This window comes from Bdellovibrio sp. CKG001 (assembly GCF_055397465.1).
The window spans coordinates 2,418,523-2,445,339 of the sequence record NZ_AP029173.1; the positions used below are offsets into that span (position 1 = coordinate 2,418,523).

Genomic DNA, 26,817 nt, shown 5'->3' on the forward strand with positions numbered 1-26,817 from the left:
ACTACAAACTCAAATAGATAAGATCCTTCAATCCTTCCTGCACCTGATGGTCGTCAGAAAGGCACTGTCCAACTCCGAAAAGGCAAGCCTGCCGCAAAGGCAACCCGGACTTGAACAGACGTGCAGCATGAACCAGCAGTCTGGTTGATACGGTCTCTTTCAACTCAAGGTGTCTTTGCCCGCGGATCTTATTACCCACTTCAACCAGACGCTGACAGGTTTTCAGATCAACTTCGGTCACCCGGTGCAGAATCTCAGTCTCCACTTCTGCTTGCGGGTAAGACAGACTTATTGTGACAAATCTTTGACGGGTTGAGGGTTTTAATTCCTTAAAACCTCGCTGATAACCCGGATTAAAGCTGGCCACACACATAAATCCCGGCGGTGCCGTCAGTTCTTCATTGGTGCGGTCCACGTAAAGTTCCCGGCGATGATCGGTCAAAGGATGTAACGCCACGATCACATCTTCGCGGGCCTCGGCCACTTCATCCAGATACAAGATGGCGCCTTCGCGCACCGCCCGTGTGACCGGTCCATCCTGCCATACAGTTTCCGCCCCTTTAATCAGGAAGCGCCCCAGAAGATCCGCACTGCTGGTGTCCTCGTTGCAGGCGACTTTGACCAAAGGGCGACCCAGCTTTTCTGCCATGTGTGCCACCAACTGGCTCTTTCCACACCCCGTGGGTCCTTTGATTAACAAGGGCAACTGCTGTTCAAAGCACTTGGTGAAAATGTCAACTTCGCTGGCGACTTCCCGGTAATAGGTTTTCATTGAACCTCGCCAACTGGTTTTCCGAAGCGGATAAAGTTCCAGACATAGGCCACAATTCCCACAGAGAACAACGAAGCGGCCAGTACCAGCCCCAGGAAGTGCACCTCGACCTCTTTTTGCACGGCCAGGAAATCCATTCCCATTTTTCTTTCCAGATAGACCTGCGCAATCCCTGCAACACCGAAAGCCAGAGTCATCGCGGTCATGCCAATATTGGATGTCCAAAACGCAAATACGTTCATACGTGAGTCCTGCAAATTACGTCCGGTCAGTTTTGGCATCGCATAGGCAATCAACGCCAGAACAAGACACGCATAAGCACCCCAGAACGCCATATGTCCGTGCATAGCCGTCACCAAGGTTCCGTGTGTGTACATGTTCACCTGAGGCAGAGTGTGGGCAAATCCAAGGAACCCCGCCCCGACAAAAGATAAAATTGCAGTCGCCATGGTCCATGCCATTGCCATCTTATTATCCGGAGTTTTTCCACCCTTTCGAGCCATTGCCACGGCATAGATCGCAAACCCCAGGAAAGCCAACGGCTCCAGTGCACCGAAGAGCCCACCCACCAACAGCCAGTAGCGAGGAGTTCCAATGTAGTAGTAATGGTGACCTGTACCCAGAATTCCCGACAGGAAGGTAAATCCGACAATGATGTAGAGCCATTTTTCAATGATCTCACGATCCACGCCGGTCATTTTAATCAGCAGGAAGGACATGATCGCACCCATGATAAGCTCCCACACACCTTCCACCCACAGATGCACCACCCACCAACGCCAGTAGGAATCCACTGTCTGATGATCGGTGTTGATCATGCCCGGCAGATACAGCAAAGCCGCCATCAAAAGCCCCAGGAACAACACGATGCTGGTTGTGGTATAACGACGCCCCTTCCAGATGGTGCCACCGATCAGGAAGATAAAGAGCAAAACGTCCACCACCACCAGGTAATCCAGTGGTCGCGGGATTTCCAGGAACTTACGTCCCTCCCACCAGTTCATGTGAAAACCGGCAATGGCGACGACACCGACAGCAACCAAAGCCCCCAACTGCACATAAGCCAGTTTGGGAAAAATCAATTCACGTTCGGTTTCCTCGGGGACGATGTAATAAGCCGCCCCCATAAAACCGGTCAGAAGCCACACAACCAGAAGATTGGTGTGCGTGGCCCGGGCCGCATTGAAGGGTATGATGTCATGCAAGCCATCATACCCCATGTGCGCAAAGCCCATGATAAATCCATAAACAAGCTGCAAGGAAAACAGCAGCATACAAGTGGCAAAGAACCAGTAAGAAATTTTCTGTGTTTGATACTTCATGTTGTCCTCATTTTATCTGCGAAAGATACGCAACCAGTTCCTGGATCTGTTCATCCGTCAAAGGAAGCTTTGGCATTTTTGAATCACTTTTCAAAACAAAGGGGTCTTTCAACCAGCTGGTCAGATATTCGCTGTCACGACGGGTGCCAATTCCATCCAACGCCGGTCCCACGGTCCCCCCGGAGCCCTGCAATGTGTGACAGGCCACGCAGACCTGGCCATAAACCGCCGGCTGAGTCATAGCCAAATGCACAGACTCCGCTTTCACGGGCTGGGCTAGATCAGGCTTTGGTGGGAAACCGTTCAGATCCATTGTGCCCACCCATCTGAGAAAGGCCGTAAGATCATTGATTTCATCTTCGGTGAAGTGATAGTTCGTCATCTTTCGATCTTTGGGATACATGGCCTGTGGATCGCGCAACATGGACTTGATAAAGATCTCGCCCCGGCGTTCCCACACCTTTGTCAGTTCCGGAGCGTAATAAGCCCCCTCCCCTAAAATGGTGTGACAGCCCATGCAGTTGTTACGATCAAAAAGATGTTTTCCCCGTACCACTTCGGGGGTCATTTCAGCCTGATTGGTTTGTTTAGGAATACGTCGGAAGGTATCAATGGTCAGCAACACAAAGGCCGCTGAACAGAGCACCGTTCCGATCACGAAAAAGTTTTTTGCCTGTGATTTTGTTAACATGATGCTCCCGACTTGTAGTCTTTCGAAGTTAGTTAACATCCAAAAAACGAACCTTCTTTGATCCAAATCAAGAATCACCTGTAAAAAACACCTTTTTTTGATCCCGATCATATCTGGCACAAATTTAGGCGGGCATTCTATTCCCGAGGGCCTTATGTCGAACATAGTCAATATACTCAAAAAACAGGACTTCCTTCGCCGCTTCAGCGAGAAGGATTTACGTGAAATATCACCCTATTTCGAACTTGTGCACACGATGACCCGCCAGGTGCTTTTTGAAAAGGGGCAACCCATTGAACACATTTATCTGGTTCTGTATGGGTCCTTCAAAATCCAGGAAACCATGGATCGGGATACGGTGAAGATCTTCAACTTTCTTAGCCGGGATGAATTCCTCGGGGTGGCCATGGCGGGGCTTCCGAACCCGCGTTACCCGACTTCTGCGATCTCCAACGAAGAGTCCACCTTACTTAAAATTCCCGTGGGCTTTTTCTTTGATACACTGATGCAAATTCCCGAGCTGCGCCGACGAGTCAATCGCCAGATCTCAGAACGATTCTTGGAATTTCAAAATGACGTTTGCAAGTCCCACAAGTTGGCCCCCTTGCGCATCGCGGATTTTTTATTGCGACTGCTGGACCGTCAGGGACCGGACCAGAGCTATTTGCAAATTCCCCTGACCCGGGCTGATATTGCCGATCGTATCGGCAGTCAAAGTGAAACAGTGATACGAATATTAAGTCAATGGACCAAAAATGGTTGGATCCGAACTGAAGGCCGTCACATCGAAATTCTGGATCGACAAGCTCTTACGGAGGTGCAAGGTGAAAGACCTTCTAAAAAAATTGCGCGAGGAACATCAGCAAATACTGAAAATGTTTGATGATAAAGTCGACATTCTGGAAATTGTTCAGTTCGTGGAGGAGGTTCATCACCCCCTGGAGGAACAAAGTCTGTTTCCAGCCGTGGCGGACAATACCCTTCTGTGCAAGGGCGGCCCACTGTGCACTTATTTCCGTGGTATGGAACTGGATCTGAATCCACAAAAAGGGCCCCGGGACTATCTTTGCGGGCTTTACATGCGCGGATTTCCCCGTCCCCGCGCCTATGCCAGCTTTCCCTGGCTGACCCCGCAAAACCCTCTCAGCCTGCCCATGGACGAGCACGTGCTGGGCCACGAGATTGCCGAGGCCTTAAAGCTGCTTTCTTATCCAAAATATCAGGCTGAATTTCCTCAGGCATTCGACCGCCTCAGTCGTGATTACGAAAAACTTCTACGCCAGCATATCGCCAAGGAAGATCAGTGTCTGTTTATTCTGTGTGAAAGTATTGCGGCATAAGACTCACAAACAAAAAAAGAGAGAACAGGTGTTCTCTCTTTTTTCGTCGTTTATTCACAGAAACCGCAACAGCCTTCTTTTTTCTTTTTGGTCAGGCGCAGTTTCCACACATCAGGGCCTTTTTCCAAATACTCGTCCACGAACTGATTTGGACGGGATTCACCAAACTGACGCAGCAGAGGCACAGGATCATGATTGTTTACGATAACAATGCTATCCCCACCTTCCAAGCTGTCAAAACTTTCGAAGATAAAGGAATGACGGTGCATGGGATCAATTTTCTGGGCTTCAATAACGAACTCTTTCATGAAAAGTTCCTCCTTGTTGTTGAATCCACTTTAAGAAAAAAAATCCTCTTTAGCCTTGATCCAGATCAAGGGATGAACTTTATCAGATCCTTGGGATCCGCACTGGCACCCACCTGACGACCGCGAGGCACACCTTCTTTATCCAGCACTGTAATAATGAACGAGTGGTCATAGTCCCCGCCTTCAACCTTGCTGTACTTGATCCCCAGAACACTGGCGATCTCGCGAGGGGCCTTGTCATTCTTTGCAGTCAAAAGACTCCACTGCCCGCTAAGTTGTTTTTTCTTGGCATAGGCTTTGAGAACTTCAGGAGTGTCTTTTTCCGGATCAAAGCTGACCAGCACAAAACGAACCTGTTTTTTGCCGTTTTCTGCCAGCTTCTTTTCAATCTGCTGCATCTGCGCCAGAATCAATGGGCAAGTGTAAGCACAACTTGTATAGGCCATGGAAATCACCACAGCCTGACCACGCATGCTTTCCAGCTTCACCTTTTTGCCGTTTTCGTCCAGCAGTTCTGAATTCAGATTATAAATGGATTCATCGTTCAGGGCGGCGGGCGCTTCTTTGGCTGCCGGAGCCTGGTGATGGTGATGCTGATCAGAGGCCACAGCCTTGGCAGCTAAAGCCAGACTTGCCACTAACATCACGAACGAGGAAATTTTTGACGCGTTCATAGTTACTCCTTATCTCTTGCGCAGCGGAAGCCCAGGTTCTGAACTGTGTACTTGGCCTGCAAGCTGCTGCGAAAAGCAAATCTCATAAAGGCCGCATAATCGGCCGGATCCGCGGCCGCCGAAGCTCCGGCTCCACAGAACAAATTCTTATCCAGTCCACCATCGGCCCGGGACTCACCAGTTACCAGTGAAGTGTTGAAATCCTCCACCCATTCCCAGATCAGACCGTGCAGATCGTAAACTCCCAGATTATTGGGACTGTTCTTTTTGACGTTCCTTAAGGGCCACTCCGCGCCACGTCCATACCACTCCAAAATCAGATCCTTGATCTCTGTGCGGTTTTTAAACGGGCTCAGAGCCACGTATTCCCACTCATTGGTCGATGGAAGGCGTTGGCCTTTCCATGCGCAATACTCCCGCGCCGCAAACCAACTGACCCGAACAACCGGAGAGGAAGCTAACGATTTATCACCGTAACTTTGATCCCCACTCCAGTATTCAAGATAGCTGCCATCGGCAAAAAGTTTTTTAACCTGGGACTTGCTCCACTGTGGATTCTTACGCACAAACTCCAGATATTCAGAGTTTGTCACCGGATGAGCGTCGATATAAAAAGAGGCCACCTTCAGACTGTTCTTATTCAGTTTTGCCGGCATCTTGAAATCTCCGGCAGGAATAAGAATCTCTTGAGCAGCCCCTATCGAGTGACAGAAAAGGACGGCGGCCAGAATAAGCGCTTTTAAGAATCCGTCCATTTCATATCCCCTTTCGTGTTACTTCTTACCAGCGTCGCGAACCGCTTTGACTTCAGCCGGAGTCACAACTTTTTTCGAGTTGCCCCACATGCTGTAGACATAAGTCAGCACGTTTGCCGCATCTTCATCGGACAGGATCTGGGCAGGCATCACAGAGTTATACTCTTTGCCATTGACCTTCACCGGACCTTCCAGACCATGGATCACTGCGGAGATGGACTTTTCCTTGTTATTATTCAGGAAGTCCGATTTCGCCAGTGGAGGGAACGCGCCCGGCAAACCTTGTCCATTGCTTTGGTGGCAGGCGAAGCAGGAGGATTCATAGATACGTTTACCGCCCGCGATACGCTCTTCCAAAGTTCTTGCCGGAATCTGCTTCGGAGCATCCGCACCCATTTCCTGGATCACACCACCTTCTGGCAGATAGATCCCGTCTTTAGTTTTTCCGGAATAGATCTCGTGATCCTCTTTACCTTCCACTTTCAGCATACCGATGGCCCCTTTGTTAAAGGCGCGGAAGATCGAGTGGTCCACCAGAATGAAAGTTCCAGTAGTGTCTAACTTAAACTCGACGATGGCAGAACCACCGGCCGGAATCAAAGTAGTCTGAACGTTTTCGTTCACCAACTTGCCGCCTTCAACGTAAACCTTGTCGAAGATCTCACCAATCACGTGGAATGAAGACACCAGGTTCGGACCGCCGTTACCCACAAACAGACGAACCTTTTCGCCAGTTTTTGCTTTCATGGCATTGTCGCCCACCAAAGCGCCCACGTTACCGTTGAAGACCACGTAATCGGCTTTTTCTTCCACCGCTTTAGTCATGCTGAACGGTTGCAGACCCGGAGCCCCGTATTTACCTTTAGTGTAGAACTCACTTTGCATAACGTAGAATTCACGGTCCACTTTAGGCAGACCTTCTTTTGGCTCCACCAAAATCAAACCATACATCCCGTTGGCGATGTGCATTCCCACTGGCGCAGTTGCACAGTGATAGACATACAGACCTGCATTCAGTGCTTTAAAACTGAATGTAGAACTATGTCCCGGCGCAGTGAAGGAACCTTCAGCACCACCACCTTGACCAGTCACAGCATGAAGGTCAATATTGTGTGGCAGTTTGCTTGAAGGATGGTTGTGCAGATGGAATTCCACCTGATCCCCTTCACGAATACGGATGAACTTACCTGGAACTTTGCCTCCAAATGTCCAGAAAGTGTAATCCACACCGTCAGCCAAACGCATTTTCACTTCTTTAGTTTCCAGGTTCACAATCACTTTAGTGGCATGTTTACGAGTGATTGGTGGTGGTACTTCCGGCGCGTCAGTCAAAACGGCAACTTCTTCACCTTTAATAGTTTGAGCCATCACACCAGATGGCAGCCACGCGATTGTCGCTAGTAGCATTAGTTTCTTATAATTCCAGTCTTTCATCTTTTTTCTCCTTGATGAATGCTTTCGCATCTACATCCTCGACAACTTTCAACACGAAATACATGACGGCCATCAATAGCCTTAAGAATTATGCGTTTTCTTGCGTGACTTAGTCCATCATTAATTGTTTATTTTAATTAAAATCTAACAAACTTGATCTGAATCAAAGACGGTTCCCAAAAAGACTTTACAGTGGGAAGATTATTGAAATGGAATTTACCCTCGGATTCCCCCACAGAGCGGCTTTTTTTCAGGGGTTGCAACTTTTTATGGCACCCAAAGACCTTGGCAAAAGTCTTTATCAGTGGTTTTTTATGGGGACATGATGCCGATCATATTCAATCCTCAGGGAGCCGGGCATATTTCCAGTATAAACGGAGCGGTTATGGACTCTAAAGCCTTACAAGTATGCGCCTATTGCGGCACCTCGACTCAAGAGGCCCCTTATTGCTGCAACGCATGTGAGATGCTGGATCAACATGTTCGCCCCCTGCCGATTCTGAACGAGCAGGAAAATGCATACGGGTATCTGGATAAAGACGAGTTCCGTCGATTGTATCTGCATCCCCAACAAGAGGACTTCAACTACCTGTTCTTCGCCGAGGGCCTGCATTGCTCCTCTTGCGTGCATCTCTTGGAAAAACTGCCTCAGTTCTATGAAGGCATCTCCCAAGCACGGGTGAACTTCGGTCAATCCACCGTGGCCATCCAGCTGGCTCCTGATGCCTCGCTGGCCCAAGCCGCCCACGTCATCGCTGAACTCGGATACAAACCCACACCTTTGGCGGCCCAGGACAACCTGGCGGAACGTTATAAAAAAGAAAACCGCACCTTCCTGATGCGAATTGCGGTGGCAGGCTTCTGCGCAGGCAACACTATGCTTTTTGTCATCCCGGTCTATGCAGGTCTGGCGGGCACCTGGGCCACAGTCTTTAACTGGATCAGCTTTGCCCTGTTCCTGCCGATTCTGTTTTTCTCGGCCGTCCCCTTTTATCGTGGCGCCTGGAACTCTTTGAAGTATAAAGTGGTCAACGTCGATCTGCCGATTGCGATCGCCATGCTGTCCGGCTTTGCCCTTTCCACCTACAACCTGATTCGTGATGACGGTGCGATCTATTTTGACAGCACCGCCAGCTTCATGTTCTTCATTCTGTCAGCGCGCTATCTGCTTAAACGGGTTCAGCAGAATTACCTGTCCCCGTCACGCATAAAGTCCTTCTTCCAGACTGAAAAGTATTCGCGCTTGAATGGCGACGTTACGGAAACCATCCCGTGGAGCTCGGTGCAAACGGGTGACATTCTGAAAATTCAACAGAATCAAACTTTGCCTGCGGACTGCGAACTGCTTTCAGACCAGGCCACTTTGGATATGTCCCTGTTTAACGGTGAATCTCTGCCAAAAGTCTTTTCTTCCGGCATGATTCTGTTTGCTGGCACACGCTGCCTAGATCAAAACATCTTCGTGCGCGTAGAGCGCTCCTTCGCGCAAAGCAAGCTGGGACTTTTGTTTGCACAACTGGATCAGGGCGCTCTGCAAAAAAGCCAATTCATCGCCCTGACGGACAAACTGGCGCAAAAACTGATTCTGGTGGTCTTCTCCGTCGCGATTCTGTTCTTCCTGATCTATATGAACATTAACGCCACCGAAGCCTTCAACCGATCTCTGGCCCTGATCGTTCTGGCCTGCCCTTGTGCTTTGGCATTTGGCTCGCCGCTCACCTTCGGCCTGGCGTTGAAGAAAGCGCAAAGAAATGGTGTGCTGCTAAAAGACGCCACCACGCTGGAGCGCATACTGAAAGTGAAAAATATCTTCTTTGATAAAACCGGCACACTGACTGAAGGCAGTCTGAGTCTCTCCCACTCAGAACCCGCGGTGATTTCTGCCCGCACTCAAGGTATCATCCTGAGTCTGGAGGCCGCCTCTTATCATCCCATCGCCTTTGCCTTGCGCCAGGCCTGGCCTTCGGCGCTTCGCCCAGACAAAGTGGAATACACCCAGGAAATTCTGGGCCATGGTGTGCGCGGTCGCATTGATGGCAAAAACTACGAGATCCGCCACCTTTCTGAAAGCACTCATGAAGATGAAACCGCCATTGAAGTACTGGAAGATGGCAAAAGCCTGTGTCGTCTTTATTTCCTGGATGCTTTGCGCGAGGATTCTCCGGGTGCTGTTGACCGTCTGAAAAAGCAAGGCTATCAGTGCCACCTTCTTTCCGGGGATAAAAAATCCCGCGTTCAACAGGCGGCTTTGGCCTGCGGCATTTCTCGTGACAATGCCTACGGCGAGCTGTTCCCCGAGGATAAGAAAGAAATTTTATCTCGCTATCAAGACACCTGCATGATCGGCGACGGCGCCAACGATTCTCTGAGCCTTCAGGCCGCAGATGTCGGCATCGCCGTGAAAGGCAGTGTGGATCTCAGCCTGAACAGTGCCGATGTGTACTTCTCTCGTGGCGGACTGCGTCCCTTGTTTGACCTTTTCGATCTGGCCCATCAGACTCGACAGGTGCTGATCCGCAATCTCTCGATCTCCTTGATTTATAACTCTATCGGCGGGGTTCTGGCTTTGGCTGGATTCATCAATCCGATGATGGCGGCGATTCTGATGCCGATCAGCTCGATCATTATCATTCTGTCGTCCTTGTGGGGGTTGCGATGAATATCATCCTGCTTATGATCCCGATGGCCTTGCTTTTGGGGGTTGGCTTTGTCTCGGCCTTCCTCTGGGCCACCTCCAAAGGTCAATTTGACGACCTTGAGACACCTGCACACCGAATTTTAAGCGAAGAAAACGAAAGGAAAAAATCGTGAACACAACTGGGAATCTCATCGAAAAAATTTATTACGATGACGATATCGTCAAAAAATTCACCCTCGCCACAATGATCTGGGCGGCTGCGGCCTTCCTGTTTGGTCTGGTGGCGGCGCTACAACTGGCTTACTGGCCGCTCAATGCGAATCTGGAATGGATTACCTTTGGACGACTTCGTCCGCTGCATACCAATGCGGCGATCTTTGCCTTTGCGGGGAATGCCATCTTCGCCGGGATCTATCATTCATCCCAGCGCCTGCTGAAAACCCGCATGTTCTCGGATCTTTTGTCACGCATCCACTTCTGGGGCTGGCAGTTGATCATCGTGGCGGCAGCCATCACCTTGCCTCTGGGTTATTCCCAATCCAAGGAATACGCAGAGCTGGAGTGGCCGATTGATATCGCCATCACCGTGATCTGGGTTGTCTTTGCTGTGAACTTCTTCGGAACTATCCGCCAACGTCGTGAAAAACACATGTATGTGGCGATCTGGTTCTATATCTCCACGATCATCACTGTCGCGACACTGCACATTGTGAACTCCATCGAGATTCCGGTGACCTTGTTCCAGTCCTACCCTGTGTACGCGGGTATTCAGGATGCGCTGGTTCAGTGGTGGTACGGCCACAACGCGGTGGCGTTCTTCCTGACAACTCCGTTCTTGGGTTTGATGTACTATTACGTGCCAAAAGCCGCCAACCGTCCGGTTTACTCTTACCGTTTGAGTATCGTGCACTTCTGGGCTTTGGTGTTCATTTATATCTGGGCGGGTCCGCACCACTTGCTTTACACCTCCCTGCCTGAATGGGCGCAGACACTGGGAATGATCTTCTCTGTGATGCTGTGGGCTCCGTCCTGGGGTGGTATGATCAACGGTCTTTTGACTTTGAAAGGATCTTGGCACTTGCTAAGAACCGAGCCGCTGATCAAATTCTTCGTGGCGGCATTGACCTTCTACGGTATGTCCACATTCGAAGGACCTCTTCTGTCCATCAAATCCGTTTCCGCTTTGGGTCACTACACAGACTGGATCGTGGGTCACGTTCACTCCGGCGCACTTGGCTGGAATGGGATGCTGTCCTTCGGTATGATCTACTATCTGGTTCCCCGCTTGTGGAAAACTGAACTTTATTCCAAAAAACTTTTGGAAAACCACTTCTGGCTGGCATTGACCGGTGTGCTTCTTTACTACATCTCCATGGTAGTTGCGGGTATCACTCAAGGTTTGATGTGGCTGGCGGTCGATAAAGAAGGTGCCTTGGCGTACCCTGACTTTATCGAAACGGTGGTTCGTATCGTTCCATTGTACTGGGTGCGTGCTTTGGGTGGATTGCTGTTCCTGATCGGTTTCATTATGATGTGCTACAACATCTTTAAAACCGTTAAGATGGCACCAAAAAATCAAGAAGACACTTCTGCCGAAGTTCAGCGCACTGGCTTTGATGAAGTGACTAAAGAAACTCACCGCAAACTTGAAGGTATGGGTTTCACTTTCTCTGTCTTGGCTTTCCTGGCAATCGCTGTGGGGTCTGTGATCGAGATTTACCCGACTTTGTCGCTTCACAAATATGTAAATCCGAATAATATCACAGATCCGTACACTCCGCTGGAGCTGGCAGGCCGTGATATCTACGTGAAGGAAGGCTGTTATGTCTGCCACTCGCAACAAATCCGCCCTATCGCGGCTGAAGTGATGCGCTATGGACCGGCATCCACAGTGGAAGAATCCATGTACGACCGTCCTTTCCAATGGGGCTCCAAGCGTACAGGTCCGGATCTTTCCCGTTTGGGTAAGAAGTATCCAAATCTGTGGCACTATAGCCATATGATGGATCCTCGCGCAGTGACTCCGAAGAGTATCATGCCGAGCTACCCATGGCTGGCGGAAAAGAAAACCGACTTCCTAGTTCTGCGCAAGAAATTGTCCGTCATGAAAAAACTGGATGTTCCTTACGACGAAGATGTGATTGCCAATGCGGATATTCACGCTCAGAAGCAAGCGCAGCAAATTGCTGCAGACCTAGAAGCGAATGGCGCTCCGAAGGGTCTTGCTGATAAAGAGATCGTGGCCCTGATCGCCTACCTTCAGTCGCTGGGACAGAAAGGGAAAGTACAATGAAACAGGAAGCTTTGAAGTATTTCACGGACACGCATTTAACGGCGATGGGTCTCTTGATCTTCTTCCTGTTCTTTGTCGGAGTCCTGTTCTGGGTTTACCGCAAATCGAGCAAGGAAATTTACTCTCATATGGAACAAATTCCACTGAAGGATGGAGAATAAAATGAGCAGCGACAACAAGGACAAATTCCACGAATATGACGGGATTATCGAACACGATAATCCCATGCCAACCTGGTGGCTGTGGACGTTCTTCCTCACCATCATCTTTGCCTTCATCTACTTCATACACTATGAACTGGGTGGCGGACCGACTTTGCAGGACGAACTGAAAGTGGCCATGCAAGAGATCGAAAAAACTCAAGCGACCGCAACGGCAACGGCACCGATGGAAACTGAGGAGTCATTGCAGGCGGCTTTTGAAAAGGACGGTATGGTGGCTTTGGGGGCTCAGCAGTATGTGGCTAAATGTGCCTCTTGCCACGGTCCGGAGCTTCAGGGCTTGATTGGTCCGAATCTGACAGATAAATATTGGTTACACGGAAAAGCAACACGCATGGATATCGTCAAAGTTATTCGTGACGGGGTTCCTGAAAAAGGCATGCCGCCTTGGGGCCCTGTGATGAAAAAAGATGAAATCTATGCCGTGAGTGCATTTATTATATCCAAGAAAGGCAGCAATCCTCCAGGTGCTAAAGAACCTCAAGGAGAGGCTGTAGAGTGATTTTATGGCAGGTCTGGATCCAAGCAAACTGACAAGTGTTGACGTACATGGTGATCGCATCAATATCATCCCCGCAGAAGTGCGGGGGTTTTATCGAAAGCACCGGACTTGGACCCAGATCATTCTGCTGATCATTTTCCTCATCTTGCCCTGGACAACAATGAATGGGCACCAGACTATTCTGATCGACATCCCCAACCGTGAATTTGCGCTGTTTGGAATTCTGTTTAAATCCCACGATGCTCCGTTATTGTTTTTCATTCTGGGCACTCTGACCCTGGGGCTGGCCTTTGTCACTTCCATCTGGGGCCGCGTGTGGTGTGGCTGGGCCTGCCCACAAACTGTTTTTATTGATGCCGTCTATCGCCGTATCGAACAATGGGTTGAAGGAAGTTATATCCAACGCCGTCAACTGCGCGATGGTCCGATGACACTGACCAAATTCCGCAAAGTGGGACTGAAGTGGCTCCTGTTCTTTGTGGTTTCCTCTTTTATTGCCCACAGCTTTATCGCTTACTTCGTCGGGGCCAAAGATTTACTGGCCATGACTCAAGGCTCTCCTGCAGAGCACATGACCTACTTCATTCTGGTTCTTTTCTTCACTGCTGTGATCCTGTTTGATTTTGGCTGGTTCCGCGAACAATTCTGCGTGATCATGTGCCCTTACGGACGCATTCAATCCGTCCTGCTGGATTCAAAATCCCTGGCCGTGGTTTACGATGTCAAACGCGGCGAACCTCGCAAAGGCACCGCCGCAGCCGGAGAAAAAGTCGGCGACTGCGTTGCCTGCAATCGCTGTGTTCAGGTTTGTCCGACCGGAATAGACATTCGCAACGGTCTGCAAATGGAGTGCATTGCCTGCACGGCCTGCGTGGATGCCTGCGATGAGATCATGGAAAAAGTGAAAAAACCCAAAGGTCTGATTCGCTATGACACTTTGGATGGCAGTAAGATTTCTTTGAAAAAGCCAAGATCCATTCTTTATATTATTGCGATACTTGGACTGGTGGGCGGCTTAAGTTATGCCATTTCAACCCGTGAGCCGGTGCATATTGCCGTCCTCAGAGGCGCGGGACTTCCCTACTCATACGTTAAAAACGTGGATGGCCACGAAGCCCTGTTAAATCAATTCCGCCTGCATATCCAGAATCAGGGATCATTGCGTGCGCGCTACGTTCTGACTTTGCCACAGGAACTCTTGGACAAAGGCATCACCCTGCAAGTGGCTGAAAATCCCATCAACTTGGCCCCCGGAGAAGCCCGAGAGTGGTACTTCTTTGTCAGAATTCCCCCTGAAGTGATGCCTGGCAGCGGTCAAATCAAAACCGAAGTTCTGGTGCAAGATGAGCTCGCTCTTGATGGATTCAAAACAAAACGGGAACTGATCTTAGTGGGGCCGAAAGCCCAATGACCTCCTCGTTGATTTTGGCCCTGGGCATTCTTTCTTCAAGTTTCTTCGGCAGCTGGCACTGCGCTGGTATGTGCGGTCCGGTGGCCACCCTGATGAGTGCCCGCCACAGCCTTTGGAGTTATCATCTGGGCCGCTTGATTTCGTATGTTTTGCTGGGGATTTTAGCTGGCAGTCTGGGGCAGTTTTTTCTCAACAGTGACTTCATTCTCTTACGTTGGATTTCGGCCATCCTTTTGGCTTTGGTCCTGATCCTGTCCGGACTGAACCTGGTGGCTCCCGCCTCCATTCGCCAAAAACTGTCCTCCTGGAAAGGCGCCCACTCAATTCTGGGGGTCATCAAACGTCTGCAAGCATTCCATATTGGTAAGTCCGGCTTTGTTGTGGGACTTCTGACCGCCCTGCTCCCCTGCGGCTGGCTTTACACCTACGTCACTGCGGCCATCGCCACCCAAAGTCCTTGGGCGGGGGCTTTAACTTTGGCTTTGTTCTGGCTGGGGGGACTTCCCGCCTTGAGTGCTGTTCCGATGATGGTCAGAAAGGGCATTCAAAGTGCCGGACTGAAACAACAGCGAATCGCCGGTCTGGTTTTAATCACAGCTGGACTGTACTCGCTGGCAAGCTTTATGTTTTTGCATTGAAACTAAATCCGCTTTAACTCAAAATGTGGGTTATGACAAAATCCACATACATCACGATTCTTTCTCTTCTTCTATCCACAACAACTGCTTTTGCTCAAGGAACTGAAAGTGTCCCTGCGGAAAAGCCTACACCGATTTCAGCAGAAGCCCCCGTCCCGGAAGCCACGCCTGACGTTGCCCGCGAAAGTGGATGGCCTCGCAGCCTGTGGGGTGTCTATGGCGGCCTGGGGATCCCGCACGTGCTGTCCGGCGGTATCGAATATCTGGATCAGTCACAAATGTGGTCGGTGGCGCTTGAAATTGGCGGCGGAGGATTTAAACCCAAAGACGAAGAAAACGACAAGGAAGAGTTCAGCATTGGCAACCTGGAGGTCGCCGGACGCTATCACCCGACTGCGGGCTCTTTCTATTTGGCGGCGGCTCTGGGCTCACAAGGTGTTACAGCTAAGAAGACTTTGACTGTCGGTGCGGAAAAAGCCGAGCCGGAAGTAAAAATCTCCAGCACCTATGTTTCCCCGAAAGTGGGATGGTTCTGGCAATTCAATTCTGGCTTGAACTTCGGTGTTGAGCTGGGCGCTCAGATCCCCCTGTCGAACAAAACTGAAATTCAAGATGGCACCACAAACACCACGGTTTTAAATGATCCTGAATACATCAAAGCCCGCCAAGACGCCGAGGATCTGGCCGACAAAGTGGGTAAGATGGTTCTGCCTCACGCCATGGTTCGCCTCGGATACGCTTTCTAATCTCAAACTTTCTATTTTTCATTTTCCATTGTCGGGGGACACGAGGCTAGCCTCGCCCTCGATAGTGTTATCTCCTCCAATCCCTGTTAAGTTGCACCAAAACAAACACCTCCTTCTGTTTTCCTTGTCTGCTTTCACCGCGCAGGATTAGCGTTGAAATACGATAAACAATAATATTTTCGTTTTTGCGACGAAGGAGGAGTTTATGGTTTCCCGGACTCAGAAGATTATCGCATCTTTGGCACTGGCGGGTGTAGTCGCAGGCTGCGCAAGCACACCACCCAATGTCCAATCCATTTCATCCACGGCCAACCCCACCACTGAAATTGAAAAAACCGAAATGATGCTGAACGAGGCTCGCAGCAAGCAGGTGGATGTCTTGTCACCGGAAAACTTCACGGACGCCTCCAAAGCGTTGCAGAAAGCCAAAGACAAAAAAGAAAAGAACAAATCCAATGAAGACGTTCTGGAGCAGGTGTCTTACTCCCGAGCTTGGCTGGAACAGGCCAATGCCAAAGCTGAAATTGCAAAAATGTCCGTGGGCAGCGATATCACAGATGCCCGTGAAGGAGCAATGAAAGCCGGAGCTCCGAAGTTCTTCCCGAAAGAATGGGACAAGAACGGCAAGGAACTGGAAAAGATCACTCACGCAGTTGAAAGAGGAAATCTAAAACCTTCCGACAAACGTGGCGAGGACATCGTCCGACGTTATCGCGAACTGGAGCGTATGTCTGTGAGCAAGGCCTACCTGGGCACTGCCAAAGACAACCTGGACACGGCCAAAAAAGATGGGGCGGATAAAAACGCACCAAAAAGCTTCAGCATGGCCTCTATGAAATATGATAACGCGGAAAAAATGATTCAGGCCGACCCGCGCAACACCAATGCGATCGCCCGCGCCGCCCAAGACGCCACCCGTGAATCGCAACATCTGCTGGAAGTCACTCGCAAAGTGAATGCGGGAAATTCAGAGGATCTTGTTCTGATGGCTGAGCGCCAGCAACGACAAATTTCCAATTTGCGCAGTGAGTACTCTTACACGGAACAGGAACTGCAGCAGGTCCAAAGCGAAGCTGAACGCCGTCGTATGGAGCTTGAAAAACAACAAGCCCTGTTGGACCGAGCCCAGGCCTTGCGTCGCCAATTAAAACCGAATGAAGCCGAAGTCTTTACGGAAAATGGAAAGTTGATGGTGCGCTTAAAAGGGCTGCAGTTCCCATCAGCTCAATCTTCTCTGGGCCCCAAAAATCAGGCCTTGTTGAATAAAGTCGAAGCGGCTTTGGCGGGCGTTGCGCCATCGAAGGTGATCATCGAAGGTCACACCGACAATGTCGGCAGTGCCGAAACTAACCAGTCCCTGTCTGAAAAACGAGCCCAGGCCGTGGAAAACTATCTGGTGTCTAAAGGCGCCATCGCAGCAGACAAAGTCGAGGCTGTGGGACGCGGCTTTGAGGAACCCATCAGTGACAACAACACCAAACAGGGACGCGCGCAGAACCGTCGTATCGACATGGTGATTGAAACCGAATAAGGAGGTGCCCCATGGCAACAGACCTCAACGGCCCCCGCTGGCGGGAACTCAAACGAGAGCTCATGCAAAGATGGCGTGAGCTCTCAGAGCATGACTTGGAAAAAACCAAAGGAAACACACAATCCATTGTCGACCTGCTGGAACGCAAGGTTGGCATGGCTATCGAAGAAGCCAGCGAACGATTTGCCGAAATCGCCTCGCACTATCATCTGTACGATGAGCCTGAGGAAAAACCAGTCAAACCCGAAAAAGAAAAGCCGGAAAGGGTGATGGAACTCAAACCCAAAAATCCCAATCCGAAAGATCGAAAACCCAAAGACGACTATCTAGGCTGAGAGAGTCCCTGCTCACTCACCAAGGCTTGATTCAGGGGATTTGGATCCTTTGAATCAAGCCCCCTTGACCAGGAATATGCTTGCAAGCTCCTGACCGCAACGGCAAGCTTGTAACATGACGCTGACTCAACTTGAATATATTCTCGCCGTTGCCGACACTGGAAGTTTCAGCCAGGCAGCACGCCAATGCTTTGTCACTCAACCCACCCTGAGCATGCAAATTCAGAAACTGGAAGATGAGCTGGGTGTGATTCTCTTTGACCGAACCAAACAACCCATTCATGCCACTTCAGTGGGCGAAGAGGTGATCCGACAGGCCCGACTGGTTGTCAAAGGTTCTCAGCACATCAAGGAAATCGTCGATGACGCCAAGGGATCCTTACGTGGAGAACTGCGCATCGGAATCATCCCCACGCTGGCACCGTATCTGCTGCCCCTGTTCCTGAAGCGAGTGAAAGAGACCCACAGCGAACTTCATTTAACCTTTGAAGAACTGCAGACCGAAGTGATGATCGAAAAGATCCGCAATCACAGCCTGGATCTGGGCATTCTGGTCACACCGATTGATGACCTGAATATTGCCAGTCATGTTCTGTTTTATGAGCCCTTCAATGTGTACTTTTCCAAAGGACATGCACTGCTGGCCCGCAAAACTGTCGACGAGAAGGATCTGTCTTCGGACGATGTGCTTCTGCTGAATGAAGGCCATTGTTTCCGCGAACAAAGTCTGTCCTTATGCCGGAATAAAAAAATAGCTCCCCCCGCCGACCGCAATTTCACCTTTGAAAGCGGCAGTCTGGAGACACTGAAAAAACTGGTGGATCAGGGCGAAAGCTTCACCCTGCTGCCGTGGCTGGCCGCGATGGATGTCCAGGACAAAAAACGCCTGCGACCTTTTTCCGATCCTGTGCCCACCCGCGAAGTCAGTTTGATTCACGGCCCCCACTTTCAAAGAAAAGCTTTGCTAAAGGCTCTAATTGAAAACATAAAGAAAAACCTGCCCGAAGGTGTCTCCGTCAACAAGACCAAAAACCTTCTTAAGGTGGACAATCCTCTGGGCTATCTCAAATAGTTTTCATCTATGTCTATAGACAGCCCATAGTTTCTGTCTATAGATGCCATAGAAAAAGAGAACTGTTCAAATACCCTCTGCAAACCTATCCTGTTATCAGGCAAGAGTAACTCGCAAGGAGGATATTATGAGATCACAATCATCACATTCCATCGGTGAAAATAAAACCGTCAGCAGCCTCAAAGCAGTTGAGGCAAGCACTGACTCTGTTATTGAGACTTTGAAAAAGTCGCTTGCAGAAGAGTATTTGCTGCAGTTAAAGACTCAGAACTTCCACTGGAACGTGGAAGGCCCCCTGTTCTTCTCTTTGCACAAACTGTTTGAAGAACAATATGGCCAGCTGGCTGAATTCGTGGATCGCACCGCCGAAGTCCTGCGCGCCTTAAAAACCAAAGCTCCTGGCAGCTTCAAAGAATTTAAAGAACTTTCCTCTATTCAAGAAGCTCCGGACCGACTGAACGCCAACCAAATGATCGAGACACTCAGTCAGGATCACACCAATATGGCGATCGCGTTAAAGGCACGTCTGGAAACAGCGGAAGATGCGGAAGAAACCAGTGCGGTGACTTTGTACGAGGATCTTATCGGATTCCACGAAAAAGCCGCTTGGATGATTCGCAGCCACAGATCTTAATCGACGAATGAACCATCAAAGAGGTTGAAAATGGGCAGTACATTGATGGGTTTACTTGCAGGAGGAATCACAGGGCTTTCAACAATGTTGGGGGCCCTGCCCATCCTCAAGGAAAAAAGCAATGGCTGGAATCCCTGGCGCAGTCTGAATCTGGATTTTGCCATCGGGATGATGCTGGCTGCTGCTGCTTTTAACCTGATCGGGCCGGCCTATTCCAGTTCCCACAGTGCCTTCGGGGTGTCTCTTGCCCTGGCGCTCGGTGTGGCTTCCATTTATGGACTCAGTCATCTGATCCATCATGTGTCGCCCTCCGCATGGTCCGCTCATCGAAGAGCCTGGCTCTTTGTCACGGCCATGATGCTGCACAATCTCCCTGAAGGTTTGGCTTCGGGAGCTGCGCTGAGCGCTGATTCTATATCGCAGGCCAATGGCTGGACGGTGGTGGGTGCCATTGTCTTTCAGAACTTTCCCGAAGGACTGGCCACGGCGGCCGCCTTTCTTTCCATCGGCATGTCCCGCAAAGTGTCTTTCTTCGGCGCTGTCCTGACCGGAGTGATGGAAATTCTGGGAGGCACACTGGGTGGAGTTTTCACCTCTATCACGTCATCTTCCCTTCCCTACATTCTGGCCTTCGCCGGAGGTGCCATGATCAGTGTGACTCTGGAAGAGATTTTCGCAAAAATGAAAGAGACACAAATGCGATATCTTATTCAAAAACACTTTGTGGCAGGAGCCCTGTCCGTCATTGTTATGAATTGGATCGTGAACTAGCCGGGTTTGTCTCAATACGAATCGCCGCCCCTAAAAATAAAGTTATTATCATGATGGCCGTCATCACTGCCTCCACCTTCCACTCTTATCCTGAAAGTACTACTGGAGGTTGTACGTGAAGCTCATCAGTAAGATCCTAGGAATTGTTAGTTTGGCAGCAGCTCTGGCGGTGGTCACCGCCACCCAAGTCTCTCGACACGAAGTGCATGATCAGGGGGAAAAGAATCTCATCGACAAAAGTCGCGCGATTCTGGACCAACTGGAAGGAACACGGGACTATGTGGCCGCACAGGGTGGGCTTCCGGAATATATAGAAAGCATCCGCAACAAGTATCCCGACGGCAACGTACCTAAAGATATCAAACAAAACATCCTGCGCCGGGTTCCGATCTTTTCCTCTATCAAAGTGGGCCAGGATCAGGCCGAACGCAGCGGCTATAAGTTCCGGGTCTTCTCTCCAGAACCCCGTCGCGACACCAATATGGCCAGTGCCACAGAAATGGAAATCTACAATCGCTTCCTGAAAGACCCCACCCTGAAAGAGATCGTCGACACTCAGGAATCCTCTGTGGTTGTCTATCGCCCCGTGCGTCTGTCCGAACAACAAGGATGCCTTCTTTGCCATGGAAATCCCAGTCAAAGCCCTTTTGGCAACGGCAACGATATCCTAGGCCATAAAATGGAAAACTGGGCCGATGGCCGCCTGCATGGGGTGTTTGCCATCACCAGCAGCATGGCCAACACAGATGCAGTCAGCGCGGCCTCCACAAACAAAATTCTGCTGTTCTCCGCTGCAGGGCTGCTGATCAGCATCTTTATCGCATGGCTCATTCTGAAAAAACCGCTTTCACACCTGCATCAGGCCGTGGACTCCATTAAGTCCTCCAGCTCACATCTGTCTGCGACCAGCACGGAAATCTCTGATGCCTCTCAGAACTTAAGCTCTGCCTCCACTCAAGCGGCGGCCGCTCTGGAGGAAACTTCCGCCTCTATCGAAGAGCTCAGCAGCATGGTGAAACTTAACACCGACCACGCCCAGAGTGCAAAAGACCTGTCCCTGTCGACGATGAAGGCCGCCGAAATCGGAGAAGAACAGATCCGCACCCTGATTCAGTCGATGAAAGAGGTTTCTGCCACCGCCAAAAAGGTGGAGGAGATCACCGGGGTTATTGACGACATCGCTTTCCAAACCAATCTTTTGGCTCTAAATGCCTCTGTGGAAGCCGCCCGTGCCGGAGAAAATGGGCGCGGCTTCGCAGTGGTTGCCGACGCTGTCCGCCAGCTGGCGCAAAAGTCAGCGACTTCCGCCAAAGAAATTTCATCCTTGATCTCGCAGAGTGTTCAACAAGTGGAACAAAGCTACGATTTCGCGGTAAAAAGTGGCGAGTCACTGGAAACGATCGTGCGTGAAGCACAAAAGGTTTCAGCACTGAATACCGAAATCGCCACCGCCAGCATTGAACAGACCACCGGCATTGCGCAGATCTCTCAGGCCTTGCAAGACCTGGATAAAGTGACACAGAATAACGCGGCTTCCTCTGAAGAAACGGCCGCAGCTTCTGTGGAGTTGTCGAATCAGTCACATCACCTGGATCAGTTGGTGGGCGCCGTCGAAGGTGTGCTGAAAGGCTCTGCCAAAGCCGGATAAGTTTAAGGAGTTTTCTAGACAGACCCGGGATGTCACGTTAGGCTTAAACGCATGACGTTGACATCCTTTCAAACAGTTGCACTTGCCGCGTTGGTCGTTTATTTCGGCCGCTATCTTAAAAGCAGGATTTCTTTCATCGAAAAGTACAACCTGCCCTCTCCGGTGATTGGTGGTTTTGTTGTCGCCATCGTCATTTCGCTTCTGAAAAGTCAGGGACTTTTTGAAATCCAGTTCAACAAAGCTTTCGAAGAAAGTCTGATGATTGCCTTCTTTGCTTCGGTCGGCTATTCCGCCTCGTTGCGTTTATTAAAAGAAGGCGGCCGCGCCGTTATATTCTTCCTGCTTCTGACCATCTGCGGACTGGTGTTACAAATCGCCGCTGGTATTGGTGCGGCTCAGCTGATGGGCCTGCATCCGTTGATGGGTGTGCTGACGGGAGCCGTGTCTTTAACTGGTGGGCCGGGCACCGCCCTGGCATTCGGTCCCTCCTTTGAAGCCGCCGGTGTGGAGGGTGCTTCAGCGATCGGCCTTACGACTGCCATGGGGGGCATCGTGTTAGGAGGACTTGTCGGAACCCCTCTGGCCACTTATCTTATTAACAAGCGACGTTTGAAGGAGGCTCCACTTGCGGCTTCTCAACAGCACGAGGACTCGCACTTCCTTCGCTCCTTCCCTGGCCGTGATCTCTTGCTGCATATTCTGGCTTTGGTCCTGATCATGGGAATCGGAACCACTTTAAGTTCCTGGATCAGTTCGTTGAAAATAACGCTGCCCATTTACATTGGTTCGATGATCATTGCGGCCGTTGTTCGCAACATTGAAGACGTGAAGCCCGTGTTTAAGATCAAGCCTGAATGGATTGAAGAAATAGGCAATGTTGCCTTAACTCTGTTCATCGCCATGGCCATCATGTCTTTGCGTCTGGAAGAACTGCGCAACGCTGCCTTGCCGATCATTGTCTTTCTGGTCATGCAGGCCGTGCTGGTTGCTGCGACGGCTATCGGCCCCGCATTCTGGGTGGCTGGTAAGGACTATGAGGCCTCTGTGATGAGTGCTGGCTACGTCGGCTTTATGATGGGAACGACAGCCAATGCCATGGCCAATATGTCGTCCTTGGCACAAAGATACGGCCCGGCCCCGAAAGCCTTTTTGGTCATACCTTTGGTTGGCTCTTGCTTTATTGATTTCTTTAACGCCGCATTAGTGACGTTCTGTTTGAATCTTTTCGGCGGATAAACCGCCGAAAAAAACCTTCTAGCGCGGAATGAAGTTAAGCTCCACGATACGTCCTGTTTGATCGAAGAGGACGTCATTCTTTTGCAAAGCGACCAGGTCCTGCCCCACTTCATCAATGCGAACCCAACTTCCCGAAGCATCGGAAAAATGTCGGCCAATAAAGGCACGTCGAGGCTCTCCGGACGGATAAAATTCGATGAGCCCACCGATCTTGGAGGATTGCAGATGGTAATCAGGATGGTTTAGCTCAAACTGAAAGGACATCGCACTGGTCATACGCCCTTCAATATCGTAGTTCACTTCGTAAGCAGTGATCTGACCATAGGATTCCCGACTGTAAATATCAAAGCCCACACTTGAACAACGTGGACGAACTCGCTGAATCACACCATTGGCATAGAAGTTTATCTCCGCCGGAGGCCCTTTGGCCTCTGGTCCACACACAAATGGAGCAGTTTTGGCCTGAGGCGCTGGCAGCTCTACCTGTCGTGCCAGAACGGCTCTTTTCACAACTTCTGAGTCGTAGAACTCTACGGTGTAATCACCCTCTTCCCCCAGACCACCGCCGTGCAAAATAACCGGGTAACCTTGAATGTCTATGGCCTGCAGACCGGAACGCTGAATCAGATCCACGTATTTCTTCAGCGTGACATTTCGCATGTTCGTCGAATGCAGATAGCCGTTCAACAGGCGCACACCGTTGGAAGACTGAAAACCATTTTCCGGCAACAGACCTTCACGATAGATGATCTCATGCAAAGCCAACGCTGCACGCTGGGTGTTGTTCATTCCATCCCAAACATCTTTATTGATGTAATAGCGGTGACCCGCAATACTCGGGCGTTTGTACTGAACGGCCCCCTGCACCAGTCGGCAGCCCTTCGGTAAAGCGCCCCAGCCACGATCCGGAACATCGGTAAACTCAGCCCCGGATATCATCCGCGTTTCCTGCTCGAAAGTTTTTGCGTAGGACCGGTACAATCGCGCACGAGTCGGATTGATTTCCTCCAGCCTGTTGATCATCTTGGCCAATACGTCCTGATAGGAATACGACTCAATCAAATCCAACTTGAAGGTCTGAACCTCACGGGCTTCGTATAGATCCAAAACCTCGTAGCGTTCCCATGGATTGTTTTGCGGACAATCAATAACACTGCCCCCGTTACCTTTTTCATCCCCACCAAAGCGAGCCTGCGCCAGGCCCCCCCAAGATAAAATCAATGCTGCGATAAAACACGAAAGTCTTAACATAAAGGGCTTTTCTCTCTTTCCTGAACCGTCAGGGGGAAGAATTGAATATTCAAGTTGTAAACCTCTGTCATTTCACCTTCTTCAACAAGCATGGACAGTTTACGACGGAATTTTTTAATCAGGCTTTTGGCTTCAGCAAATTTTTCCGGATTGATTGCCATCGTGATGGATGTAAAGTCACGCACATCCGGAGGTGTGCTCTGCAAAACCTCCATGGCTTTGGTCATGTCCGAAAGATGCGCCTTCACCAGGGCTTGGCTTGGAATATCTTCCGTCGTTGCCAAACTTGCCACAGACCGGGCAATGGAATTTCCTTTGCGCTTGATGAACCCCAGCTCCATCAGCAGCTCCAAACTTTTTTCCACTCGCTCCACGGGCAAAGCCAGGCGCTCGGCAATCCACTCCGGTTCTGAACGGAAGGTCTTCATGCGAATCATGTTCAAGATGGCATAGTGCTCCCAGCTGGAAAGCATCTCCATCTCTTTTTCCATCAAAACTTTCTGAGCGGCAAATTTACGCGAACGCGTAGAAATCAACGAATAAACCTCGTTGCGTTCTTCTGTCCCCAGTTCCAAACCCAAAACAATCTTGTTGGCATAGAACTCACTTAAAGGACGCTTCCCGTGCATCAACTCATTCAAACAACCGGGCGAAATGCCCACTTTTTTAGCTAAAGAACGAAAGGAGAAACGAGGGTTCTTTTTTTGAATTTCCTCAAGTTTGGTTTTTAACAGGGCTCCGAATTTATTAGACATTATCCCCTCAAGATGAAATGAGGGAATTTTTACATTTAATGACGAAGTTGCAAGATTAAAATAACAGAAGCGTTCCCTCTTTGCGTCACAAAGGAACGCCCACGACTAGATCACTAGTTCGATGATCGCTCGAAAGCCGTGATTCCCACTCATCGCACCAATGATATTTCTTAGTGAAGTGATGTTTTTTCCTTGGGCACCGATAAGCTTGCCACGCACTTCAACCGGAACCACCACTCGATAGATCGTCGTTTTGTCGCCCTCTGTAAAATCCACTTCCACCTGGTTGTAGCAAGATGTCATCTCTTCAATTATGCTCTGTAGAACCTTTGCCAGACGCTTCCGAATATCCTTCACTGTGTCCACATCCTCCGCCACATGCTCCTCCATAAACATCATTGTGTGGGGCTTCATAAAGGAAGGGCAATCCCTTGGGTCCCATTTAGACTCCAAAGTGTTCCACCAAGATTCTAGAATCTGCCCGTCATCTCAACAAAGCTCCGATGAATATGCTGAAGACTTAATCACACAACACTCAGTGTCGAAGCCTCCACCTCCAGCAAGTCCCTGCCATTCACCAAAAAGACCCCAGAAACTCTTTTCTCCATCTCTATTTACAGATTCAATAAGCTATGAACTCCACTCCTTCTTGGAACAAACTGGGCTCCGTCGAAGTGCTTAAACAAAAAGAACTTCAGCAACTCGAAGTTCACCGCACCAAAATTGCCTTGATCTACAAGAATGAACTTTTCACGGCCATCTCGGGTGTATGCAACCACGCGGGGGGCCCCTTGGGCGAAGGTTGCCTCGAGGGGGATTACGTTGTGTGCCCCTGGCACTATTACAAATTCCACTATCGAACCGGTGAAGGGGAACCCGGATTCGAGGCCGACCGAGTCCCCAGCTATCCCCTGAAGATCGTAGATGAGGAACTTTGGATTGATCTTGCCAATGCAAGTCCGCGCCAAAAACTGCCTCACGCTCCGCATCCCTTGACACGAAAGCCCGAGCGTCACGACGGACCATTGCGGGTGGTTGGGATCTCAACAACCGTGATGGACCCTGCCCATCCACGTATTTCCACCTCGGAGCTTTTGCTGCTGGAAACTTTAAAATATGCACAGGACAAAGGTTACGAAACCCATTTGCAGAAAGTTCGCGATTTGAAGTTTCGCCACTGCGAGGGGTTTTATTCCAAAAGCGCGCATGCCTGCACCTGGCCCTGCTCACTAACTCAACTGGATGAAACCGACCAGCTCGATCGCATTTATGAAGACCTGATTCACTGGGCTGACATCATGATTTTGGCCACCCCGATTCGCTGGGGTTCGGCCAGTTCGTTGTATTACAAAATGGTCGAACGCTTTAATTGCATTCAAAACCAAATCACAACCCACAATAATCAGCTTATACACAACAAAGTCGCCGGTTTCATCATCACGGGGGGCCAGGACAATGTGCAGTCTGTCGCCGGTCACCTGATGGGATTTTTTTCGGAGTTGGGGTTTCACCTGCCTCCGTTTCCGTTCATCGCCCACTCCCTTGGGTGGAGCGCCGAAAACATGGAGCACAATGTCCGTTACGTTCAACACAGTCATGCGCTGGCCGAAGCCTCCAAAGAGCTGCTGGACCGCTGCGCAAGTTTATCTTGCGCTCTGCTAGCAAACAACGAACTCCCCCTGCAACATCGCGCAGGGCGCAAGGCTTACAACGCAAAAAAACACCGCGACGCCTAAAAAATAAATACAGGCACTGTCGATTTTATCGACAGCACTTTTTTAACCGATGGCCATCTGAACCGCCCCCACCCTGGAATCGGACTTGCAGCTTTTACCTGCG

The 26,817-nt window shown here is 50.2% G+C and carries 28 protein-coding genes; 18 read left to right on the forward strand and 10 right to left on the reverse strand.

Annotation, left to right across the window (positions count from 1 at the left end):
* Position 1: 1 nt before the first annotated feature.
* From ACZ50P_RS11455 to ACZ50P_RS11465, 3 genes are read right to left on the reverse strand one after another with little or no spacing between them, the layout of a single operon-like run.
* Entirely contained in the window at positions 2–772 is a 771-nt protein-coding gene (locus tag ACZ50P_RS11455) for an AAA family ATPase (protein ID WP_464120629.1), read from the reverse strand.
* On the reverse strand, positions 769–2,094 hold the full coding sequence (locus ACZ50P_RS11460) for a cbb3-type cytochrome c oxidase subunit I (protein WP_464120628.1): 1,326 nt from the start codon (positions 2,092–2,094) through the stop codon (positions 769–771). Before ACZ50P_RS11460 ends, ACZ50P_RS11455 begins: the two co-directional genes overlap by 4 nt.
* Before the next feature lie 7 nt (positions 2,095–2,101).
* Positions 2,102–2,785 (reverse strand): c-type cytochrome, encoded by a 684-nt coding sequence (locus ACZ50P_RS11465; protein WP_464131238.1) that lies wholly within the window; start codon positions 2,783–2,785, stop codon positions 2,102–2,104.
* A 154-nt stretch (positions 2,786–2,939) separates the two neighbouring features.
* Here ACZ50P_RS11465 and ACZ50P_RS11470 point away from each other — a divergent pair, with 154 nt between their 5' ends.
* Both ACZ50P_RS11470 and ACZ50P_RS11475 read left to right on the forward strand, forming a co-directional pair.
* On the forward strand, positions 2,940–3,668 hold the full coding sequence (locus tag ACZ50P_RS11470; RefSeq protein WP_464120626.1) for a Crp/Fnr family transcriptional regulator: 729 nt from the start codon (positions 2,940–2,942) through the stop codon (positions 3,666–3,668).
* Positions 3,661–4,125, forward strand: coding sequence for a hypothetical protein (locus ACZ50P_RS11475; RefSeq protein WP_464131239.1), 465 nt, complete (start codon positions 3,661–3,663; stop codon positions 4,123–4,125). Before ACZ50P_RS11470 ends, ACZ50P_RS11475 begins: the two co-directional genes overlap by 8 nt.
* Positions 4,126–4,175: 50 nt before the next feature.
* Here the strand turns inward: ACZ50P_RS11475 and ACZ50P_RS11480 are convergent, their stop codons facing one another.
* The 4 genes from ACZ50P_RS11480 to nirK all read right to left on the reverse strand — a co-directional run bounded on the left by ACZ50P_RS11480 (position 4,176) and on the right by nirK (position 7,296).
* On the reverse strand, positions 4,176–4,433 hold the full coding sequence (locus ACZ50P_RS11480; RefSeq protein ID WP_464120624.1) for a DUF2249 domain-containing protein: 258 nt from the start codon (positions 4,431–4,433) through the stop codon (positions 4,176–4,178).
* Between the two features lie 65 nt (positions 4,434–4,498).
* Positions 4,499–5,107 (reverse strand): SCO family protein, encoded by a 609-nt coding sequence (locus tag ACZ50P_RS11485; protein ID WP_464120623.1) that lies wholly within the window; start codon positions 5,105–5,107, stop codon positions 4,499–4,501.
* Between the two features lie 2 nt (positions 5,108–5,109).
* On the reverse strand, positions 5,110–5,862 hold the full coding sequence (locus ACZ50P_RS11490) for a formylglycine-generating enzyme family protein (protein WP_464131240.1): 753 nt from the start codon (positions 5,860–5,862) through the stop codon (positions 5,110–5,112).
* An 18-nt stretch (positions 5,863–5,880) separates the two neighbouring features.
* Positions 5,881–7,296, reverse strand: coding sequence for a copper-containing nitrite reductase (gene nirK / locus ACZ50P_RS11495; protein WP_464131242.1), 1,416 nt, complete (start codon positions 7,294–7,296; stop codon positions 5,881–5,883).
* A gap of 322 nt (positions 7,297–7,618) precedes the next feature.
* Between nirK and ACZ50P_RS11500 the strand changes: the two genes are divergently transcribed.
* From ACZ50P_RS11500 to gltS, 15 genes are all read left to right on the forward strand, one after another.
* A complete protein-coding gene (locus ACZ50P_RS11500) occupies positions 7,619–9,955 on the forward strand; it encodes a heavy metal translocating P-type ATPase (protein WP_464131244.1) in 2,337 nt (778 codons plus the stop codon).
* 23 nt (positions 9,956–9,978) lie between these two features.
* Positions 9,979–10,107, forward strand: coding sequence for a cbb3-type cytochrome oxidase assembly protein CcoS (gene ccoS / locus ACZ50P_RS11505; RefSeq protein WP_464135208.1), 129 nt, complete (start codon positions 9,979–9,981; stop codon positions 10,105–10,107).
* Positions 10,104–12,227 (forward strand): cytochrome-c oxidase, cbb3-type subunit I, encoded by a 2,124-nt coding sequence (gene ccoN / locus ACZ50P_RS11510; protein WP_464131246.1) that lies wholly within the window; start codon positions 10,104–10,106, stop codon positions 12,225–12,227. The genes ccoS and ccoN overlap by 4 nt, the downstream gene beginning before the upstream one ends.
* Positions 12,224–12,388, forward strand: coding sequence for a CcoQ/FixQ family Cbb3-type cytochrome c oxidase assembly chaperone (locus ACZ50P_RS11515; RefSeq protein WP_347358684.1), 165 nt, complete (start codon positions 12,224–12,226; stop codon positions 12,386–12,388). The genes ccoN and ACZ50P_RS11515 overlap by 4 nt, the downstream gene beginning before the upstream one ends.
* A 1-nt stretch (position 12,389) precedes the next feature.
* Positions 12,390–12,950: a cbb3-type cytochrome c oxidase N-terminal domain-containing protein gene (locus tag ACZ50P_RS11520; protein ID WP_464131247.1), complete on the forward strand. Its 561-nt coding sequence runs from the start codon at positions 12,390–12,392 to the stop codon at positions 12,948–12,950.
* Between the two features lie 4 nt (positions 12,951–12,954).
* On the forward strand, positions 12,955–14,361 hold the full coding sequence (ccoG, locus tag ACZ50P_RS11525; RefSeq protein ID WP_464131248.1) for a cytochrome c oxidase accessory protein CcoG: 1,407 nt from the start codon (positions 12,955–12,957) through the stop codon (positions 14,359–14,361).
* The gene (locus ACZ50P_RS11530) at positions 14,358–14,999 is read left to right on the forward strand and encodes a sulfite exporter TauE/SafE family protein (RefSeq protein ID WP_464120616.1); all 642 of its coding nucleotides are present in this window, start codon (positions 14,358–14,360) and stop codon (positions 14,997–14,999) included. The genes ccoG and ACZ50P_RS11530 overlap by 4 nt, the downstream gene beginning before the upstream one ends.
* 32 nt (positions 15,000–15,031) lie before the next feature.
* A complete protein-coding gene (locus tag ACZ50P_RS11535; RefSeq protein ID WP_464131250.1) occupies positions 15,032–15,745 on the forward strand; it encodes a hypothetical protein in 714 nt (237 codons plus the stop codon).
* 205 nt (positions 15,746–15,950) lie between these two features.
* Positions 15,951–17,276, forward strand: a complete 1,326-nt coding sequence (locus ACZ50P_RS11540) for an OmpA family protein (RefSeq protein WP_464131252.1) — start codon at positions 15,951–15,953, stop codon at positions 17,274–17,276.
* A gap of 11 nt (positions 17,277–17,287) precedes the next feature.
* Positions 17,288–17,611, forward strand: coding sequence for a transcriptional regulator (locus tag ACZ50P_RS11545; protein ID WP_464131254.1), 324 nt, complete (start codon positions 17,288–17,290; stop codon positions 17,609–17,611).
* Positions 17,612–17,726: 115 nt separating this feature from the next.
* Positions 17,727–18,683: a hydrogen peroxide-inducible genes activator gene (locus ACZ50P_RS11550; RefSeq protein ID WP_464120612.1), complete on the forward strand. Its 957-nt coding sequence runs from the start codon at positions 17,727–17,729 to the stop codon at positions 18,681–18,683.
* Between the two features lie 127 nt (positions 18,684–18,810).
* Positions 18,811–19,317 carry a Dps family protein gene (locus ACZ50P_RS11555; RefSeq protein ID WP_464131256.1) on the forward strand — a complete coding sequence of 169 codons (507 nt, stop codon included), beginning with the start codon at positions 18,811–18,813 and terminating at the stop codon, positions 19,315–19,317.
* Between the two features lie 30 nt (positions 19,318–19,347).
* Positions 19,348–20,088: a ZIP family metal transporter gene (locus tag ACZ50P_RS11560; RefSeq protein WP_464131258.1), complete on the forward strand. Its 741-nt coding sequence runs from the start codon at positions 19,348–19,350 to the stop codon at positions 20,086–20,088.
* Between the two features lie 115 nt (positions 20,089–20,203).
* Positions 20,204–21,736 carry a methyl-accepting chemotaxis protein gene (locus ACZ50P_RS11565; protein WP_464131260.1) on the forward strand — a complete coding sequence of 511 codons (1,533 nt, stop codon included), beginning with the start codon at positions 20,204–20,206 and terminating at the stop codon, positions 21,734–21,736.
* A gap of 51 nt (positions 21,737–21,787) precedes the next feature.
* The gene (gltS, locus tag ACZ50P_RS11570) at positions 21,788–22,972 is read left to right on the forward strand and encodes a sodium/glutamate symporter (protein WP_464131262.1); all 1,185 of its coding nucleotides are present in this window, start codon (positions 21,788–21,790) and stop codon (positions 22,970–22,972) included.
* An 18-nt stretch (positions 22,973–22,990) separates the two neighbouring features.
* Here the strand turns inward: gltS and ACZ50P_RS11575 are convergent, their stop codons facing one another.
* The 3 genes from ACZ50P_RS11575 to ACZ50P_RS11585 form a co-directional block, all read right to left on the reverse strand.
* A complete protein-coding gene (locus tag ACZ50P_RS11575) occupies positions 22,991–24,223 on the reverse strand; it encodes a hypothetical protein (protein WP_464131264.1) in 1,233 nt (410 codons plus the stop codon).
* Complete coding sequence (locus ACZ50P_RS11580; RefSeq protein WP_464131266.1) at positions 24,217–24,978, reverse strand: DUF4423 domain-containing protein; 762 nt, start codon at positions 24,976–24,978, stop codon at positions 24,217–24,219. Before ACZ50P_RS11580 ends, ACZ50P_RS11575 begins: the two co-directional genes overlap by 7 nt.
* Before the next feature lie 105 nt (positions 24,979–25,083).
* Positions 25,084–25,392 (reverse strand): KH domain-containing protein, encoded by a 309-nt coding sequence (locus tag ACZ50P_RS11585; RefSeq protein ID WP_464131268.1) that lies wholly within the window; start codon positions 25,390–25,392, stop codon positions 25,084–25,086.
* A gap of 218 nt (positions 25,393–25,610) precedes the next feature.
* Here ACZ50P_RS11585 and ACZ50P_RS11590 point away from each other — a divergent pair, with 218 nt between their 5' ends.
* Positions 25,611–26,714 (forward strand): Rieske 2Fe-2S domain-containing protein, encoded by a 1,104-nt coding sequence (locus ACZ50P_RS11590; protein ID WP_464131270.1) that lies wholly within the window; start codon positions 25,611–25,613, stop codon positions 26,712–26,714.
* Positions 26,715–26,817 lie beyond the last annotated feature (103 nt).